This is a genomic window from Actinomyces timonensis DSM 23838 (assembly GCF_000295095.1).
GTDB lineage: Bacteria > Actinomycetota > Actinomycetes > Actinomycetales > Actinomycetaceae > Actinomyces > Actinomyces timonensis.
Window position 1 is genome coordinate 248,402 of record NZ_JH806634.1, and the last position, 18,341, is coordinate 266,742.

Sequence of the window (18,341 nt, forward strand, 5' to 3'; positions counted from 1 at the left end):
GGTCGACGGCACTCCTTCGCCGGCGACCACCAACAAGGTAACAGGCGTGATCCCTGTGCCTGAGGATCGTCCGAGTAACAGCCCGACCGAGCCGGTGGGTGATTATCGTGGCCAGGTGTTGAGGATTTGGGGGTAGGTGTCGGGGGTGCCGAAGGTCATGAGGGTGCCGTTGGCCAGGGGGCGGGTTTTGGTGGCCAGGGCAAGTCCTTGGTCGTGGTGGGGGTTGGTGGTGGCGAAGAACATCTTCCAGCCAGGGGAGTAGTCGAAAGGCTCTGGATTCGGGGAGAGTGGATGGTCATCGCGTGAGACCTCGCCGACGTGGCAGGGTCCCATGGCCTCGATGGCGGAGGTGAACAGGGCCTCGACGAGGGTCTCGTCCTGGTCGAAGTAGGCGCCTAGGCCGTGGTTGATCTGCCAGATGATATTCCCCTTCCCTTCTTCGAGCAGGTCCAGGGCGATGGAGAGTTGGGATTCGCCGCCGGGGTTCGCGCAGAAGAAGTAGAGCCTGGTGGAGGGAGCTCCGGTCAGGCCGTTGATCTCCTGGCGGTCGAGGAGTCCTTGGGTGAGGGTGGTCTTGGTCAGGGGTGGGTTGGCGTAGGCCTGCTCGCGCGTCTTTGCTGTGCGTCGCCAGGTGTGCAGGGGCGGGTGGATGCGGTGGAGCTCGTCCATCCAGTCCCACATGCGTGCTGCTTCCGCGATGGGGTCGTAGGGGCGGTTGATCCATGTCAGTGCCAATGACCAGCGCATGGGGTCTCCTTCTGTCCGGAGCGGGTGGTTAGTGGTGATGATTGGGGTGGTGCGGTCTATTTCATGTAGGTGGGTGGGACCTGGATGATCCTGATCGAGGGAGAGAATCTGCCTCGTCCTTGTAGTTTGTGGAGGTGTGCTGCTAGTTCTGGTTCGGCGATTCTCCATTCGATGGGGGTTCGTGTGCGGGCGGCCGCCCGTGCCTGCCTGTTGGCGGTGTCGATGAGTTCGTCTTCGACTGTGTTCCAGTCGTGGCCGATGAGGTGGGCGTATCCGGGGCCTTTGGCATCGATGAGGACGCCGTCCTAATCGCCGTCGAATTCGACGCCGTCGACGTAGTAGGAGTTCTCGATGGGGACGCCTGTCATCTCCTCCTCGTAGACCTGGGAGCGGGCGCTGCCGTGGTTCTTCCCCTTGTCGGTCCATGCGCCGGGCCCACCAGCGGAGTCGCCGACCTCGACCTTTCTCAGGCCGGGAATGTGCTTGCCTCCCCGGGGGTCGAAGCCGGGGGAGGATGCCGCGCCCGACTTCGAGGCCCCGGTGCGGTGTGCGACGCCGTCGTGCGCCTTCGGGCGCGCCCGGTGGGCGCGAGAGTGATGGCGGGGATCGGGGCCAGCGTACGCCGGGCGCCGGGCAGGGACGGGGTATCCCATGCCCTTGCGCCACAGGCCGGACTCCATGAGTTCCTCGCCAGCGTCTCTGACAAGGCGGCCGCCGATATGGCCGAGTCCGCCGCCGATGAGCTCGCCCGCGAGCCACATGGCGCCGTAGGCGAGGATCTCGGAGGGAGTATGTGTCGCCAGGTAATGGCGGATCGTTCCTTTCGGATCGCGCAGGAAGTCCGCGGCGTCGCGAGCGCTGCCGAGCATCGCCAGACCCATGCCGACGTTGAAGGCCAGGCCCAGCCCCCCGCCGGAGAGGATGACGAGTGCGCCAGCCAAGAGCATGAAGAGCCCCTGATCCACTGGAGACAGTGACTCCCACCACAGCCCCAGGGCCTCCAGGAGGCCAGCCAGTCACTCATCGTCCAGAGGGCTGCCGGTGCGCCGTGCCAGGTCTTGGGTCAGGCCGGGCACCCGCGCGAGCAGCAGGACGGCCAGGAGGGCCGCGCCGATGGCGATGATCCTCGTGGGCCAGCGGCGCCCGGCCCTGGGGTCCAGGACCGCGCGGGCGGCGCTCTCACGCTCCTCGCGCAGCCCCATGACGGTCGCGATCATCAGGCGCGGCGCTCGCAGAGCGTGCCCGGCGGCGACCGCCCGCCATGCCATGCGCCACTCCAACCACGGCAGCACGAGCGTGTCGACCACGTCCGCGACGCCGCGCCCGACGGCGCCAGTGGGAAGGGAGCGCAGGATCTCCCAGCGGGCCGAACCCGCCACGCCCCCGCCCAAGCGGCCCTCGCACACGTCCACGTCCACCACCAGCCGGTCGCTGTAGCCGCCCAGGTGCAGCACGCGCGCATCGAGAACAGCCCCCACCACCAGCAGGCACACCAGCAGCCGGCCCCGCCCCGAGCCGTTGCCGGCCAGATCGGCCGTGAACCCGACCAGGCCCCACGGCGCCTCGCCGCCGATGAGGTCCCACGGCTCGTATCCCGAGGCGTTGCGGCCCATGTGGTCCACCACCGCCAGCCACAGCGCCCCCAGCGGCAACAGCGCGCACAAAGACCGGACGACAGCGATCGAGGCGGGCCCGTGGCCGGTGCTGCGTCACCAGGCGTGCCGGGCCAGGCCGATCGAGCCGGCCACGATCCCGGTCAGGATCGCGTGCCCGCAATAGGCGTACGCCTGGCCGCCCGCCCCGGACAACGGCGACAGGCCGAACATCGGGAAGCCCAGGCACTCCAACGCCGCCGACCCCTCACTGGGGCACAGCAAGCGGTCCAACAGCCCACCACTCATCGCGCCGCTCAGGAAGGTCAGGCGGCGGATTGTCTCCTCGACCGCCTCGAAGCCCGCCCCCAGGCCCACCCCGAGCACCAGCCAATCACTGATCAGGGACCGGCGCGCCCGCCCCGGCGCGACCAGGGCGATCACCGCCAGGGGCGCCAGCTTGAGCACCTCCTCGACAATCGAGGCGATCACCACCTGGGCGGCCGAAGCATCGACGGGGACGCCGGCGCTGCCCGCGAGTCCGGACGACACCCACGCGATCACCCCCGCCCACGGCATCGCAACGGCGAACACCCCGCCCACCAGGGACCAGGGCACCGTCTTGAAGCGGGCCAACCAGAACCACGCGAAGGCGAGCCACATCGCGCCCATCCACGCCATCAGCGCCAGGCGCAGGTCCTCACTGGCGATCAGCGCCACCAGGACAACCGGGAATGCCGCCCACACCGCGAACGCCCGAAGCCGCACAAGGACAACGACCCCTCGCCATCCCATGACGCGCCGTCCCAGGCGCTCCCACCACTCCAGGCCGCCGCCCTCATCAATGGGCGCCGGCCCGAACCACTGGGGAACCTGACCGGACGACGCCGACGCGACCGCCGCGGGCGCCCCATACCCCGCCATAGGGACTCCTCGCCCCCACGGGCCTCCCTCAGGGCCAGGAGACGGCCCCCACCCGTACTCGCTCATCGCATCACTATCACCAAAACTCAGGGACAAACAGGATCAGAATGATGATAAAAGAACACAACACCCGCCCGTCAAGAGCCGACCGCCCCGAAAAGCGCCCCGCACCCGACCGACTAAAGCACCACCGCTAACCCCTACGAAAGACAATTGACAAAACACCACGATTCAACGGGCAAGACAAGGACCGCGCCCACCACCCACCCCGGTAACCCCGGGCGCCATGGGACACTTCCCGCCGTGAAGGTTCTCCACATCAACGACGTCGCCCGCATCGGCTCCGCCCTCGTGCGCCAGGCCCGGAGCGAGGGCATGGACTGGGACCTCTACGACACCGCCCGGGCGGACCCCGCCTGGCACCCGGCCACCCGCGCCGCCCGCCGCGCCCTGCGGGGCGGGCTCTGGGCCGTGGGCCTGGCCCGTCGGGCCCGGCGCGCCGACCTGCTCGACGTCCACGGCGGCACCGTGCCCGCGCACACCCGCTGGACCCGCCGCCCCTACGTCCTGCACCTGCACGGCACGGACATCCGCGTCCGGCGCTACGAGCAGGCGTCCGCCGCGCTGGTCGAGCGCTCCGTGAGGGAGGCCCTCGACGTCTACTACACCACCCCCGATCTGGCCGAGCACACCCTCGACCTGAGCCCCGGCGCCACCCTCCAGCCGGTCGTCATCGACCCCGCCGAGCTCCCCGCCCTCCCCTCCGACGCCCCCTCCGATACCGCTGGCCCCGGCGGGCCCCGGCCCTTCACCGTGGTCTTCCCCTCCCGGTGGGACGCCGCCAAGGGAGGGGAGGAGCAGGAGCGGGCCGTCGCCGCCCTGCGCCGCGCCTACGGGGATCGGATCATCCTGGAGGGCCTGGATTGGGGGGAGAACGCCCCCCGGATCGCGCGCGAGCACGGCCTCATCCTGCGTCCGAGGATGCCCCATGCGGACTACATCCGCTGGCTGGCGGGGGCCTCGGCCGCCGTCGGGCAGATGACCGGCTGCATGGGCGTCTCCGAGATCGAGGCCATCGGGGTCGGCGTCACCACCATCATGGCCCTCGACGAGCGCTGGTACGACGGCTCCCACGAGACCACCCGGGACGTGCCGGTCCTCGGCGGCCCGGTGGCGCGGGCCGACTTCGTGGACGCGATCGTCGACGGCGTGGGCCGGGCGATGGACGGCGCGCGGATCACCGGCGGGCGCGCCTGGGTCGACGCCAACCACTCGCCCCGGCGAGCCGTGGCCCGCCTCACCGAGCGCTTCGCCCGCCTCGGGGACGCCCCCGCCTGACCCCGCCACCGCGCAGTGGGCCCCATCGCCCCGCCCGAGCCCGCCGGGCGGGAGCGCGGCGTAGGGTGCCGGGAGCACCTCGGGATCAATTCGCGGGAACGAGGCCCGGAGCCCAGCCCCCGTCGAGGAACAGGCGGGTCCACAGCCCGAGCGTGGAGGTCCCCAGGACCATGCGCGCCACCTGCTCACGGCGGGGGATCGGCTCGCTGAACGCCTCGAAGGCCATGGGATGGTCGAGCATGGTCCGCACCGAGCGGTAGCGCGAGAGCGCCCGATCCCCCCGGGTGGCCCGCAGGCCCGCCAGGAGCGCGCGCTTGGGCAGCGCCGGCAGCCGCGTGGCCGCAGGGGCGAAGAGGGCGGTCTCCTGCCCCGTGACCTCGGCGTAGGTCCTCATCGTGAACCCGGCGTACCACTGGCGGGTGGCGGTCAGCCCCTCCGAGCCGCGCAGCCAGACATCCCAGAGCTCGCGGTCGAGCATGGGCAGCGCCCAGTCGTAGCCGAATGCCTCGTAGCCCTTCATCGAGTTGTTGATGTACTTGGCCTGCCGCTCGCGCAGGTTGAACCACTCGATGAGCCGCTGGGCGTCCCTGGGGGCGAGATCAGCGCCCACCCCCAGCTCGCGGGCGGCGCCGAGCACGGCGGCGCGCAGCCCCTCCAGGCGTCGGTAGGCGCGCGGGCGGCCCTGGAGGACGGCGTGGTGCGAGGCGATCGTCGAGAGCACCCGCGCCCGGGCGGGGGAGCCGTCGAGCAGGCTCTCATCATGCATGTTCCCGACGATCGTGTGGCCGGGGAGGAAGACGGCGTCGTCGTCCACGAGCCCCTCGCGGCGCATCCGCTCCAGCGCGTACCAGTCCTGCGGATGGGGCAGGGACGTCGCCCCCCAGGTGCTCGCCCGGAACCGCGCCCCGCCCCGCCCCGCCCAATCGCCGGCGATCTCGGCGGGGTCGAGCTCAACGCTGAACCAGGGCAGTCCCATCGCCTCCGCCACCTGCTGGGAGACGGCCGTCTCCCGGGCGCCCGCCTTGCCGTAGGTGAAGGCGGTGATCCTGCCGGCCCCCAGGCGCGTGAGCCAGGCCGCCAGGAGGCGCGAGTCCAGCCCCCCGGACAGCGGCAGCACCAGCTGGCGCTCCCCGACGGCGTCGAGGAGCCTCGACACGGCGGCGTCCATGGCCCCGGCGAAGGCCTCGGCGTACTCCTCGCCGTCGGAGATCGGCGAGGAGGCGAAGCGGTAGTCCTCCCACGCGCGGGACTCCCAGGAGCCATCGGCGCGCAGGAGGGTGGTGGAGGCCGCCGGCGTGGCGTGAACGCCGCTGATGAGAGTGCTCGTCCCCGGGGTGAATCCCAGGTGGAGGAAGGACTCGGCGGCGCCCCGATCGCGGCGCCAGGCCCCCGCGGGCAGGCGCTCGCGCAGGAGGCGGGAGTCATCGCTCACGACCCAGCGCCCCTCCAGGCGGGTGAAGAGCAGGTGGTGGGAGCGGGGACGGTCGGTCGTGAGGACCAGGTCCTCGCCATCGTGCTCGATGAGGGTCCACTGCCCCGCGCGCGTGGCCGGGGCGCTGGCGGCCAGTCCCGGCGGGATCGGCCCCTGGTCCCGCAGCGGCCGCCACAGGTGGGCGCCGCCCTGCGAGGCCCACCCGGGGGAGGCGAGGAGGATCTCGGGCGTCGTGCTGTCGGTGCCGCTCACGCGCCCATTATCCGTGTGCCCGGGCCCGGGCCGCTGGAGACCGGGCCCGAGCGGCGATTCATCGGAGGCTGCCGTGGTTCAATACTCGCCATGAGAGCGGCGGTGGCGAGGCGATGGCAGAGCCTGACCGCGCGCAGCCCGGTCCTCGGCGCGATCCTCACCCTCATGACGGGCACCGCCGCCGCCCAGGGCATCACGCTCCTCCTCCAGATCTTCATCGCGCGCGTCTACTCCGACGTCGACAAGGGCCTGCTGGGCATGTACGGCTCCGTCACGGGCTTCGTCATCACCTTCGCCGCGCTGCGATTCGACCTCGCCATCGTCCTGCCCACCTCCGAGCGCGCCGCGCGGGTCCTCACCAGGCTCGCCACCCGGTGCATCGTGCTCACCTCCCTGCTCACCTCCCTGACCTGCATCGCCCTGGCGCGCCTCCTGCGCGACCACTACCACCACTCCGGGCCCCTCATGTGGTGGCTCATGGGATCGGGCGCCACGGTCTTCCTCGTCGCCCAGGTCACCAACCTCCAGTACTGGCTCACCCGGCAGGGGAGATTCGGAGCCATCGCCCGCAACCGGGTGCTCCAATCCACGGCTGTGGCCGGATTGCAACTCGCCTTCGGCCTCGCCCTGCACGGCGGCATCTCCGCCCTCCTCCTGGGCACGATCGCCGGCCAGCTGCTCACCTACGCCGGCCTGTGGCGGCGCACTCCCGACCTGCGCGAGCCCATCGGCGACGGCGCTCCGAGCCTTGTCGAGATGGCCTCGCGCTACCGGCGGATGCCGCTGCTCAACGGCCCCAACGCCGTCGTCGACTCCCTTCGCAACAACGGCATCAATCTGCTCATCGGAGCGGTATCCGTGGCGGCGCTAGGCCAGTTCCAGCTCGCCTGGAACATCCTCCAGGTACCGGTGGCGCTCATCGCGGGATCGGTGTCCCAGGTCTTCTTGAAGAAGCTCTCCGACCTCGCGCCGGGCGAGATGGTGCCGCTCGTCCGCTACGTGCTGTGGAGGGCCCTGCTGGCGGCCACGGTCCCCTTCGCGATCCTCTACATCCTCGCCCCCTGGCTCTTCCCGCTGGTCTTCGGACCGACCTGGGTGGACGCCGGATACTGCGCGCGGGCGCTGACTCCGTGGCTCCTCATGACCGTCCTGACCTCGCCGATCTCCAATATCTTCGTGGTCACCGAGACCCAGTCCCGGCTTCTCGCCTTCGCGATCGTCTACTGCGCGGCGCCCCTGGCCTGGCTGTGGCTGAGCCCCCTGCCGTTCATGACGACCCTGACGATTCTCGGGGCGCTCATGGCGCTCCTCCTGGCGGGGATGATCGTCATGGCGCTCGCGGTCGCGCGCCGCTTCGATGCGGGTCCTGCCCCCGAATGAGCTGCCCCATCGGCATCGGGGAGGGCTGGAGGCCGTCACATGCGAGAATGCACCAATGGCCCTACTGGCCTGTTCTCTCCCAAGGAGTCGCGCTGTGAGCCCATCCCAGGTTCCTCTCGTCGTCCTCACCGATCAGTACCCGTTCGACACCGGTGAGGAGTTCTTCGAGCAGGAGATCAACTACCTCGCCGAGCAGTTCGAGCGGATATGGATCATCCCCATGCGCGCCACCAGCGGCGCGGTCAAGACCCGCCGCCTGCCCCGCGGCGCGACCGCCATCCTCCTCCCCCTGCCCCCCACGGGCACCTGGAAGCGCCGCGCCCCGCGCCACGCCGCCCGCCTGGCCCTCGGCCCGGGCCGGGTGGAATGGGGAGGCTCCCGCGCCAGCGCGACCCGTGCCATCCGCGAGCTCCACTACGCCGTCGACGTCCTCGACCGTTTCGAGGCCCTGGCCCGCACCCGCGCCTACCGCGAGGAGTTGGCGGGCCGGCCGCTCGTGGCGTACGGCTACTGGCTCCACCACGCGGGCGGCGTCGCCCAGATGCTGCGCGCCCGCCACGACGCCCCCGTCGCGGCGGTCAGCCGCGCCCACGCCTACGACGTCGACGAGGCCGACGCCCCCCAGGGCCACGTGCCCGGGCGGCGCCGCCTCGTGGGCGGGCTCGACGAGATCTACCCGATCTCGCGCTACGCCGAGTCCTTCCTGCTGCCCTACGCGCAGGTGAGCGACAGCGCCCGCATTGAGATCCGCCACCTCGGGGTGCCGCCCATCGAGGGCGACGGCGGACGGCAGGACCCCCTCCACATCGTCAGCCTGTCCCACCTGGCCCCTTACAAGCGCGTGGACCGCCTCGCCGACGCCGTCGGCGTCATCGCGCGCTCGGGCCGCGCCGTGCGCTGGACGCACCTGGGGGAGAGCGACGCCGCCCGCCGCGAGGCCCTGAGCGCCTACGCCGCCGAGCGCGCCCCGGGAGCCCGGATCGAGCTGCCCGGCTACGTCCCCAACGCTCGGGCCCGCGAGCTGCTGGCCGGCGAGGGCTACACGGCGCTCGTCAACACCTCCAGCGGGGAGGGCGTGCCGGTCTCGATCATGGAGGCGATGGCCGCCGGGCTGCCCGTGGTGGCCACCGATGTGGGAGGCACCGCCGAGATCGTGCACGACGGCGTCAACGGGCGCCTCGTGAGCGCCGAGGCCACGGGGGAGGAGATCGCCTCGGCGATCCTCAGCCTGGCCGACGCCAGCGCGGTCGACTACGCGGCCATGGGCGCGGGCTCCCGGCGGACCTGGGAGGAGGGCTTCAACGCCCCCGTCCAGTACGCGGCCATGGCCCAGCGCCTGCGCTCCCTGGCCGACGGGCTCGAGGCAGGCCATGAGGGGGCAGCGCGATGAGCGAGCGCCCGAGCACGACGAGCAGGGCGAGCATGAGGAGCATGGTCTTCCACGCCCCCTACCCGATGGAGCCCAACCCGACCGCCGCCTCCCGCCTGCGCCCGGCGCGGATGCGCCAGGCCTTCGAGGACATCGGCTACGAGGTCATCGACGTCTCCGGGACCGTGGCCCAGCGCCGCGCCGCGCTGCGCTCCCTGCGGCGCGCCCTCGACGGCGGCCAGCGCCCCGACTTCCTCTACTCGGAGAACTCCACCCAGCCGAACCTGCTGGCCACGTCCATCCGCACGGGTGTGGCGCCCCTGCTCGACTACTCGATCATGCGGCTGGCCCGCCGCCACCGCATCCCCGTGGGCGTCTTCTACCGCGACGCCTACTGGAGGGTGCCCTCCTTAAGGAGCCGCGGGGCCTACCGGCGCTGCTCCGACGCCCTTCAGCGCGTCGACCTGGCCGGCTACAAGCACAACAGGGTCCACTTCTTCCTCCCCTCCGAGCCCATGTCCGCCATGGTGGGGCTCGGGGCCAGCGACTCCTTCTCCGCCCTGCCCCCGGCCGGGGACCCCGGCCATCTGCTGCCCCTGCCGCCAGCCGGGCAGGATCTGCGGCTCGTCTACGTCGGCGGCCTCGGCGGGCACTACGACCTCGACTCCTTCCTCATCGCCCTGAGCACGACGCCGTCGGTGCGCCTCGACCTCGTCACCCGCCCCCAGCTGTGGGAGGCCGCCCGCGCCAGCGACGAGCGCCTGAGCTCCCCCGCCATCACGGCCCACCACCTCTCCTCAGGCGAGCTCACCCCGCTCTACGCCTCGGCGCATGTCGGCGTCCTGCTCGTCACCCCCACCGAGTACCGGGATATCGCCGTTCCGGTCAAGCTCTTCGAGTACCTCTCCTACGGGCGGCCCGTCCTGGCCACCCGGGGAACCGAGGCTGGGCGGATCATCGAGGCCAACGGCGCCGGCTGGGTGGTCGACGACGACCCTCGCGCCATCGGAGAGCTCCTGGCCCGCCTGCGCGGCAACCCCGAGGAGATCGCCGAGAGGGCCGAGGCCGCCAGGCGCGCCGCCGCCGAGAACACCTGGGCCGAGCGCGCCCGGACCGTCGCCAGGGTCCTCGCCGGGGAGAGCCGATGAGCGCGCTCCTGGCATGGCTGCCGTACACCGGGAGAGCGGCACTGCTCCTGGTCATCCTCTTCGCCCCCGGCATGGCGATCCTGCGCGGCGCCGGCCACCGCAGGCTCTTCGCGCTGGGCGCCGCGCCACCGATCAGCCTCGGCGTCGTGGCTCTCATCGGCGTCGTGCTCCGGCATTTCTCCGTCCGCTACAACGAGTGGACCCTGGCGATCGGCGCGCTCGTCATCGTGGGCCTGACGGTGCTGCTGACCCGCAAGGCCCTGGGCCCCCTTCCCTCACAATCGCCCTACGGGCTCGCCCCGCCCCGCCTCTCATCGGGGTACGCCGTCCTGGCCGCGGCCCTGGGCGCGGCGCTCATCATCTCCGCGCCCATCGTCCTGCAGTGGGACCCCGCCCTGCCCGCCCAGCAGATCGACTCCGTCTTCCACTACAACCTGGCCTGGACCATCGAGCAGACGGGCAACGCCTCGCTGCTGGCCGGGGCCTCCTGGTCCTTCAGCCTGCGCGCCATCCCCGCCTACTACCCGCTGATCTGGCACGCCGTCGTCGCCGGGGCCGGGCGCGGGGACATCGTGGGCACCACCAACACGCTCGTCATCCTCGTCCCGCTCATCTGGACCCTGGGGATCGCCGTCCTGGCCCGCGAGGCCTTCCCCGCCTCCCGCTGGGCCCCGGTGACCGCGCCGCTGGTGGCCGCGCTGCTGCCCGCCTACCCCGTCTACATGCTCGCCTTCCGGCAGTTGTGGCCCAACGCCCTGGGCTACGCCGTCCTCCCGGCGATCCTCGCGATGCTCCTCCGGGTGGTCCGGCTCCTGGAGCACCAAGAGGAGGTGGGACGGCGCCGCGTGGTCATCACCCTGGCCATCTTCACCGTCTCCCTCATGGGCGCCGTCGCCGTCTACCCCTCGACGCTGTTCGCCTTCTTCCTGACCGGCCTGCCCCTGCTGGGCCGGATCCTCATCGCCTTCGGCCGGGGGGTCCGACGCCGGATCGGGGCGCGCGCGACGAGGTGGCTCATCGGGGGCGTCGTCCTCGGGGTGCTGGGGTCGGCGGCGATCGTCATCCTCGACCCGGCCGTCCTCGGGCGCCTGGGCCGCTCCTCCTACGCTGGGTTCTCCGGACCCCTGCTGAGGGTCGCCGCGATGATCACCCTGTGGCCCATGGGGGGCGGGAGGATCCCCTTCCTCCTCACCCTCGCCATCCAGTCGCTCCTCATCCTCCTCGGCCTCGTCATCACGGCGCGCAGGCGCGACTGGCGATGGATCGCCCTGGCCTGGGCGGCGCCCATGCTCGTCCTGGCGGCCGCCTACTTCCCCCTGAGCCCCCTCACCTCCCTCACCGGCCTGTGGTATAACGACCCCTACCGGATCATTCCCCTGGTCATCCCCGCGATCGCGCTGCTCGGCGCGGCGGCCCTCGACACGCTGATGGCCAGGCTCGCCGCGCGCAGGCGCGACAGCGTCCAGAGGAGGACGATGACCGCGATCCCGGCGATCTCCGTGATCTGCGCGCTCATCATCGGCGGGCTCTGCGCGATGCCCGCGCGCCTCCTCGCCAGCCGCTCGGCGTACGACGCCGACGTGCCGACCCTCGTCACGGTCCTCGGCGCCGATGAGGCGGAGATGATCCGCTCCCTGCCCGGGCGCCTCGATCCTGATCTCATGGTGCTCGGCGACCCGGCGGCGGGCGCGGCGTATGTCCAGGCGCTGGGCGGGCAGCGCTCCGTGTTCCCCCATATGATGTTCCGCGGCCTGGACACTGACGCGCTCTACCTCGCCAAGCACTTCTCGCAGATCCACACCGACCCCCATGTCTGCGAGATCGTGCGCCACTACGGAATCGGCTACTACTACGCCGGTCCCCCTGGCCGTGTTGTCGGCATCGACCCGGTCAAACGGGCTCCCGGCCTCTACGATGTCGACGTCTCGGAGGGCTTCGAGGAGGTCGCCAGCGCCGGTGGGGCGACGATCTACCGGATCACCGCGTGCGGCCCGGTGAGCACTGACCGCTACCCGTGGACCCTGGACTCAGCCGAGGAGCCGCTCCTCGACATCAATCCTCCCCTCGTCCCTGAGGACGCGGAGCCCTGAGGACGCGGAGCCCTGAGGGCTCCCGAGCCTGGGAGGCCCGCCTATCGGGCTGAGGGGCAGGGCAGGGCGAGAGGCGCGCCGGCGTCGACGATCAGGCCCGGGAGAGGAGCTCGACGGCCACGCGCTCGGCGGCCCGCCCATCCCCGTACGGATGCGCCTGCTCGGGCGCGGGCTCGGCGGGCCTGGGGCGGCAGGCCGCGGTCACGAGGCCCGGGCCCGGCTCGACCAGGACGTTCCAGCCCACCTCCACGGTCTCCACCCATTCGGTGACCGGGCGGACCGTCGTGCAGGGCACCCGCAGGAGGAAGGCCTCCTTCTGCAGGCCGCCGGAGTCGGTGATGATGCCCCGGGCCGACAGCGCCGAGGCGATGAGCTCGGGGTAGGGCAGGGGCGGGTGGACCCGCAGGCTTCCGCGATCAGCCAGGGCGATCCCGTGCTCGGAGCACTTGGCCACGAGCCTGGGATGGGCCAGGAGCACCACCGGGTGGTCCGCTCCCGCGAGCGAGTCGAGGATGGCGGACAGGCGCGCGGCGTCGTCGGTGTTCTCCGCGCGGTGGATCGTGGCCAGGGAGTAGGAGCCCGCCTCCAGGCCCATGCCAGCCGCGATGGGCGAGGGCGATCCCGCGACCCGGTCGCGCACGTCCAGGAGCACATCGGTCATGACGTCGCCGACCACGACGGTCTTGTCCGCCAGCCCCTCATCGGCCAGGTGGCGGGCCCCCACCTCCGTGGGCGTCAGGAGCAGGTCAGCGGCGTGATCGGTGAGGACCCTGTTGATCTCCTCGGGCATGCGGCGGTCGAAGGAGCGCAGACCCGCCTCCAGGTGCGCCACCGGCACATGGATCTTGACGGCGGACAGGGCCCCGGCCAACGTGGAGTTCGTGTCCCCGTAGACGAGCACCCACTGCGGCGCGCGCGCGGTGATGACCTCGTCCATCGCCGCGAGCATTGCCCCGGTCTGCGCCCCATGCGACCCCGAGCCGATGCCCAGGTGCTCGTCCGGGGCCGAGATCCCCAGATCGGAGAAGAACACATCGGACAGGAGCGCATCGTAGTGCTGGCCCGTGTGGACGATGACGTGCTCGATGCCGGCCGCGCGGAAGGCGCGGTCGATCGGGGCGAGCTTGACGAACTGGGGCCGGGCCCCGACGACCGACATGACCGTGAGCGGGGAGCGTGATGCCGCTGATCCCTGGGGGATATGGGATGCCCTGGGGGCGGTTGCCTGGCTCATCGTTGCGAGTCCTCCTCATCGCCCCGGGTCCCTGGCCCCGGTGCGGGTGATCCTGTCAACTGCGAGACGATCGCGTGGATCGTCTCCTTCTCATGCTCGAAGCTGAGCTCGCGCGCCGCCGCATGGGAGGCGCGCTTGTAGTCGGCCACGCTCTGGGGCGTGAGGGCCATGAGGGTGGCGGTGATATCCGCGGCCTCGTTGGTCAGTGAATGGACGCCCAATCCGTGCTCGTCCACGAGCCGCACCATCTCCGTCGTCGGGCCCACCGCGACCGCCAGTCTCGCCTGGACGTAGTCGAAGATCTTGTTGGGCAGGGTCAGGCGCGCGTTCGTGTTGAAGGGCGGGATCCAGAAGACGCCGACGTCGTAGGCGTTGAGCACGCGCGGCAGCTCGCCCGGGGGCACCGGGGCGGGGAAGGAGATCCGCTCGCAGTCGGCGGCGCGGGCCTTGAGCTGGTCGAGGTAGGCGCCCCCGTCGCCGCCGGGCACGAGGAAGAGGTCGAGTGTGAAGCGCTCATCGCAGGCCTTGACGGCGTCAATCATCGCCTCGATGGTGCGCCCGGGAACGGCCCCGCCGGAGTGGACGAGCCTGATGCGGCCGGGGGCCGGCTCACTGGGGCTCAGATCCGCGAAGGCCGCCGCGTTGCGCACCAGGCGCGGCTCGACGCCGTATCGCTGCCGGTACAGGTCGGCGATCTCGCCGCCCACGGTGGTCACCGCCGCGCAGCGGGGGAGGTAGGAACGGCAGATGTGGTCCATGAGCGGGGCCACCAGGAGCCGCCAGCTCGTCACATGCGTGCGCTCCTCCGGTGCCCACTCGTGCATGTCGGCCCAGACCGGTGCGCCGTCGGCGATCGCGAAGGCCGTGGGGATCGAGCGGGCGTCATTCGCGACCACCATGTCGAAGCGCCCGAGGCGGGCCTCGCGCACCAGGCGCAGGGCGGCCCGGGCGGCTGGCGCGGCCGTCTCACTGGCCCGCAGGCGGCGCAGTGCCAGGCGCGCCACGCCCAGGGGTGTCTGGGGGAGGGAGGGCGCGGAGTCGGGCACGCGCACATGCCTGGCGACATGGGGCGGCGTGGGCCCGTAGCCCACGGAGGTCACCTCGCCGACCTCGGCCAGCGCCTGGATCTCCCTCAGGACGCGGGCGTCGCGATGGATCGGGGAGAACGACAGGACGAGGATCCGTGGGAAGAACGATGGGCGCTGGGGCACCTGGTCATTCTAGAGGAGCGGGGATCAGCGCGCTCAGCACCGGATACCGGCTTGTTGCCCGCCACCACGGGTCTTCCTGCCAGGAGCGGCGCGGGAAGGCCGTAGCATACGGGGAGACCCGCCGCCCGGCATGGAAGGACCATCATGCGCATCGCCGTCGTCGCCCTGGGAAAGATCGGACTTCCCCTGGCCGTCCAGTACGCCGAGAAGGGCCACGAGGTCATCGGGGTCGACGTCAACGCCGCCACCGTCGAGGCCGTCAACGCCGGGAAAGAGCCCTTCCCCGGCGAGGCCCACCTCGCGGAGAAGCTCGCCGCCCTGAGCCCCACCACCGGCAACGGCGCGCTTCGGGCCACCACCGACTACGCCGAGGCAATTCCCGGCGCGCAGGCGATCGTCCTCGTCGTCCCGCTCTTCGTGGACGACGCCACCTGGGAGCCCGACTTCGCCTGGATGGACGCCGCCACCGCCTCGCTGGCCGAGCACCTGAGCCCGGGCACCCTCATCTCGTATGAGACCACCCTGCCCGTGGGCACGCTGCGCGGGCGCTGGAAGCCGATGATCGAGAAGATCTCCGGCCTTGCCGAGGGCGACGGCGAGCGCGGCTTCCACCTCGTCTTCAGCCCCGAGAGGGTCCTCACCGGCCGGGTCTTCGCCGACCTGCGCCGCTATCCCAAGCTCGTGGGCGGGCTCACCGATGCCGGCACCCGCGCCGGCATCGCCTTCTACGAGCAGGTCCTCGACTTCGACGAGCGCGACGACCTCCCGCGCCCCAACGGCGTGTGGGACATGGGCAGCGCCGAGGCCGCCGAGATGGCCAAGCTCGCCGAGACCACCTACCGCGACGTCAACATCGGCCTGGCCAACCAGTTCGCCGTCTACGCCGACAAGCGCGGCTTCGATGTCCAGCGGGTCATCGAGGCCTGCAACTCCCAGCCCTACTCCCACATCCACCGGCCCGGCATCGCGGTGGGCGGGCACTGCATCCCCGTCTACCCGCGCCTCTACCTGTCCACCGACCCCGACGCCTCCGTCGTGCGCACGGCCCGGACCTTCAACGCCACCATGCCCGAGTACGTCGTCACCCGCGCCGAGGAGGTCCTCGGGGCTTTGGCGGGCCTGCGCGTCGTCGTGCTCGGCGCCTCCTACCGGGGCGGGGTCAAGGAGACCGCCTTCTCCGGCGTCTTCCCCACCGTGGAGGCCCTGCGGGGCCGCGGCGCCGTCGTCGCCGTCCACGACCCCATGTACACCGACTCAGAGCTCGCCGCCTTCGGCTGGACCCCCTACCACCTCGGCGAGGAGGTCGACGCCGCCATCGTCCAGGCCGACCACGCCGAGTACGCCGGGCTCACCCCCGCCGACCTTCCCGGCATCCGACTCCTGCTCGACGGGCGGCGCGCCACCGACGCCGAGAAGTGGGCGGGCACGCCCCGCCTGACCATCGGCGGTGGCCAGCGCCTCGGCTGAGGCCCGTGCCTCTCGCGCGGGATCGGCCAGGGACTGGGTCCAGGAACGGCGGGGGAGAGGGGAACGCGCGTGCTGACCCTCCTCCTGGGCGCGCTTTTCGGCGCGATCGTCCTCCTGGCGCCCGGTTGGACCGTCGCCCGTGCCGCAGGTGTCGGCAGGCTGTCGGCGCTCGCCCTCGCCCCGGCGATCAGCGCCGTGATCCTCTCGGCGGCGCAAGTGCTCACCAGCGCCCTATCGCTGCACTGGATGGCCTGGGGGCCGCCCGTCGTCATCGGCCTCATAGCGGCCCTCGGCTTCCCCGCGCGCGTCATGCGGCGCAAGGGATGGATACGGATCGGCCCTACCCTGGCGGGGTCCACGAGGCTGCGGGCGGACCAGCGCGCCTGGCTGCTCGGGGGCGCCGTCGTGGCCGGGGCGGTGGCGGTCGCCGCGGCGACGGCCGCCCCCAAGGCCTCCTGGCCAGCCCAGGCCTACGACGTCACCTTCCACGTCAACGCCATCACCGTCATGCGGGAGGTCGGCGATGCCTCCCCCTTCGGCGGGCTGTGGCCGATCTACCAGGGCTACCGCGTCTTCTACCCCACGCTGTGGCACGCGATCGCCGTCTTCATCCCGGGCAGTGCCATCCAGGCCACCAATGCCCTGCTCCTGGGATGCGCCCTGTTCGTCTGGCCCGCTCTCCTGACAGGCATGCTCGCGGCCCTGCGCAGGACCCTGGGCGAGGGATGGGCCAGGACGACCGGGCTCACCGTCGCCCTGGCCTCGACGACTGCCGCAGTGCCGGTGCTCATGACCTCGCTGACGGTGTGGCCCTACGTCCTGTCCGTCCTCACCCTGCCGGGCATCCTGGCCGTCCTGGGTACCGCGCTGCGCGACATCCTCGACCGGACCTGCACTCCCGGCACCAGCCTGGGCGCGCTCATCGTCATCGGGGCAGGGGCGGTCCTCGCCCATGGCGCGGGCGCCTTCAACGTCCTGGCGATCAGCCTTCCCTTCGTGGCGGCGGCGATGCACCACGTCCTCCGCCTGGGAGGGCGAGGACGGCGCATCATGCTGCGAGTCCTGCCGCTGCTCGCCGCCGGCGCGCTGATCGGGGGCTGGGTGATGCGCCAGCAGGTGGCCTCGGTGCTGTCGTACCAGCGGCCCGCTGGCGGCTGGGATGGCGCCGCCGAGACCGTCAAGAGGATCCTCCTCGACGTTCCGCAGTACGGCGTCGTGCCACCCATCGCGTGGATACCGGCGGGCGCGCTGTTCACCATCCTCGTCTTCATGGGCGCCTGGCAGGCCCACCACGACGCCTCCCTGCGCCCCTGGGTCGCGCTGTGGCTCATGGCCGTGATGATCGTCCTGCTCACCTCCGGCCCCGCCTGGCCCGGCCGCCAGATCGGCGCCCCCTGGTACCTCCAAGAAGCGCGGATCATGCCCCTGGCGACACTCCCCGCGATCCTCCTCGCCGCGCGCGGTCTCAGTGGTCTGCTCGCCGCTCTCGAGCAGCGCGGCCCGATGCGGCGCCGAGGCAGGGCTCGACTGCGAGGCAGCGCGCTCGCCACCGCCGTCGTGCTCGCCGCAGTGGCATGCCGGGTGCCGTTGCTGCACAGCCTGGTCGCCTCGGTGTGGGACCCACGCCATATCCAGCATGGCACGCTGGCCACTGTCGACGAGCTCGTCCTCCTGGAGAGGTCGAGGAGCGTCCTTCCCGACGACGCGGTGGTCCTGGGCGCGCCAGCCAGAGGTGCCGGGTACGTGTGGCCCATGACAGGGCTCCACGGGGTCTACATGTCCCGCAGTGAGCCCTACTACCCCTCCGACATGGGGAGCGTGGCTCTTCTGTGGTCCGACTTCGGCGCCGATGAGTCGACGACGGCGCTGGTCTGCGCGCAGTTGGAGAGACTGGGTGTGGAGTACTTCCTCGCCCAGGAGGATCCGATGGCCGCCGGCGCCGAGTACGGTGCCGCCACGGCGTGGTGGGACGCGCCGCTCATCCGCCCGCCCCTGCGAGGCGTCGAGCTCGTCGACTCCGAGGGGGACGCCACCTTGTGGCGCATCACTGGTTGCGGCTGAGTGGCGATGCGCCCTGAAACGCGCCATCCGCCGCCCTCGCCCTGACCCTGGAGGTCCTGCCGTCTATGATCGGCGGGGTTGAGTTCCCGGCAGCGC

The 18,341-nt window shown here is 71.7% G+C and carries 14 protein-coding genes; 7 read left to right on the forward strand and 7 right to left on the reverse strand.

Going from position 1 to position 18,341, the window contains the following annotated elements; all coding sequences use genetic code 11:
- Positions 1-102: 102 nt before the first annotated feature.
- From A1QA_RS15120 to A1QA_RS15135, 4 genes are all read right to left on the reverse strand, one after another.
- Positions 103-747: a hypothetical protein gene (locus A1QA_RS15120; protein WP_017179039.1), complete on the reverse strand. Its 645-nt coding sequence runs from the start codon at positions 745-747 to the stop codon at positions 103-105.
- Positions 748-1,052: 305 nt separating this feature from the next.
- On the reverse strand, positions 1,053-1,694 hold the full coding sequence (locus tag A1QA_RS15125; protein WP_154652397.1) for a hypothetical protein: 642 nt from the start codon (positions 1,692-1,694) through the stop codon (positions 1,053-1,055).
- 69 nt (positions 1,695-1,763) lie between these two features.
- On the reverse strand, positions 1,764-2,411 hold the full coding sequence (locus A1QA_RS15130; protein WP_154652398.1) for a hypothetical protein: 648 nt from the start codon (positions 2,409-2,411) through the stop codon (positions 1,764-1,766).
- A 45-nt stretch (positions 2,412-2,456) separates the two neighbouring features.
- On the reverse strand, positions 2,457-3,263 hold the full coding sequence (locus tag A1QA_RS15135) for a PrsW family intramembrane metalloprotease (RefSeq protein WP_017179042.1): 807 nt from the start codon (positions 3,261-3,263) through the stop codon (positions 2,457-2,459).
- Positions 3,264-3,566: 303 nt separating this feature from the next.
- Between A1QA_RS15135 and A1QA_RS0111445 the strand changes: the two genes are divergently transcribed.
- Positions 3,567-4,601, forward strand: coding sequence for a glycosyltransferase family protein (locus A1QA_RS0111445; protein WP_017179043.1), 1,035 nt, complete (start codon positions 3,567-3,569; stop codon positions 4,599-4,601).
- Between the two features lie 85 nt (positions 4,602-4,686).
- Here the strand turns inward: A1QA_RS0111445 and A1QA_RS0111450 are convergent, their stop codons facing one another.
- On the reverse strand, positions 4,687-6,285 hold the full coding sequence (locus A1QA_RS0111450) for an asparagine synthase-related protein (RefSeq protein ID WP_017179044.1): 1,599 nt from the start codon (positions 6,283-6,285) through the stop codon (positions 4,687-4,689).
- Positions 6,286-6,375: 90 nt separating this feature from the next.
- Here A1QA_RS0111450 and A1QA_RS0111455 point away from each other — a divergent pair, with 90 nt between their 5' ends.
- The 4 genes from A1QA_RS0111455 to A1QA_RS0111470 all read left to right on the forward strand — a co-directional run bounded on the left by A1QA_RS0111455 (position 6,376) and on the right by A1QA_RS0111470 (position 12,272).
- Positions 6,376-7,665, forward strand: coding sequence for a lipopolysaccharide biosynthesis protein (locus tag A1QA_RS0111455; protein WP_051000650.1), 1,290 nt, complete (start codon positions 6,376-6,378; stop codon positions 7,663-7,665).
- Between the two features lie 94 nt (positions 7,666-7,759).
- A complete protein-coding gene (locus A1QA_RS14600) occupies positions 7,760-9,055 on the forward strand; it encodes a glycosyltransferase (RefSeq protein ID WP_017179046.1) in 1,296 nt (431 codons plus the stop codon).
- Positions 9,056-9,087: 32 nt separating this feature from the next.
- Positions 9,088-10,182: a glycosyltransferase family protein gene (locus A1QA_RS0111465; protein WP_043508649.1), complete on the forward strand. Its 1,095-nt coding sequence runs from the start codon at positions 9,088-9,090 to the stop codon at positions 10,180-10,182.
- Positions 10,179-12,272, forward strand: a complete 2,094-nt coding sequence (locus A1QA_RS0111470) for a DUF6541 family protein (RefSeq protein WP_017179048.1) — start codon at positions 10,179-10,181, stop codon at positions 12,270-12,272. Before A1QA_RS0111465 ends, A1QA_RS0111470 begins: the two co-directional genes overlap by 4 nt.
- 91 nt (positions 12,273-12,363) lie before the next feature.
- Here A1QA_RS0111470 and wecB read toward each other — a convergent pair whose 3' ends face one another.
- Positions 12,364-13,431 carry a non-hydrolyzing UDP-N-acetylglucosamine 2-epimerase gene (gene wecB / locus A1QA_RS0111475; protein ID WP_017179049.1) on the reverse strand — a complete coding sequence of 356 codons (1,068 nt, stop codon included), beginning with the start codon at positions 13,429-13,431 and terminating at the stop codon, positions 12,364-12,366.
- A 71-nt stretch (positions 13,432-13,502) separates the two neighbouring features.
- The gene (locus A1QA_RS0111480; RefSeq protein ID WP_017179050.1) at positions 13,503-14,717 is read right to left on the reverse strand and encodes a glycosyltransferase; all 1,215 of its coding nucleotides are present in this window, start codon (positions 14,715-14,717) and stop codon (positions 13,503-13,505) included.
- A gap of 144 nt (positions 14,718-14,861) precedes the next feature.
- Between A1QA_RS0111480 and A1QA_RS0111485 the strand changes: the two genes are divergently transcribed.
- Together A1QA_RS0111485 and A1QA_RS14605 are read left to right on the forward strand one after the other, a co-directional pair.
- A complete protein-coding gene (locus A1QA_RS0111485) occupies positions 14,862-16,184 on the forward strand; it encodes a nucleotide sugar dehydrogenase (protein WP_017179051.1) in 1,323 nt (440 codons plus the stop codon).
- Positions 16,185-16,253: 69 nt separating this feature from the next.
- Positions 16,254-18,245 (forward strand): DUF6541 family protein, encoded by a 1,992-nt coding sequence (locus A1QA_RS14605; RefSeq protein ID WP_017179052.1) that lies wholly within the window; start codon positions 16,254-16,256, stop codon positions 18,243-18,245.
- The last annotated feature ends 96 nt before the right edge of the window (positions 18,246-18,341 follow it).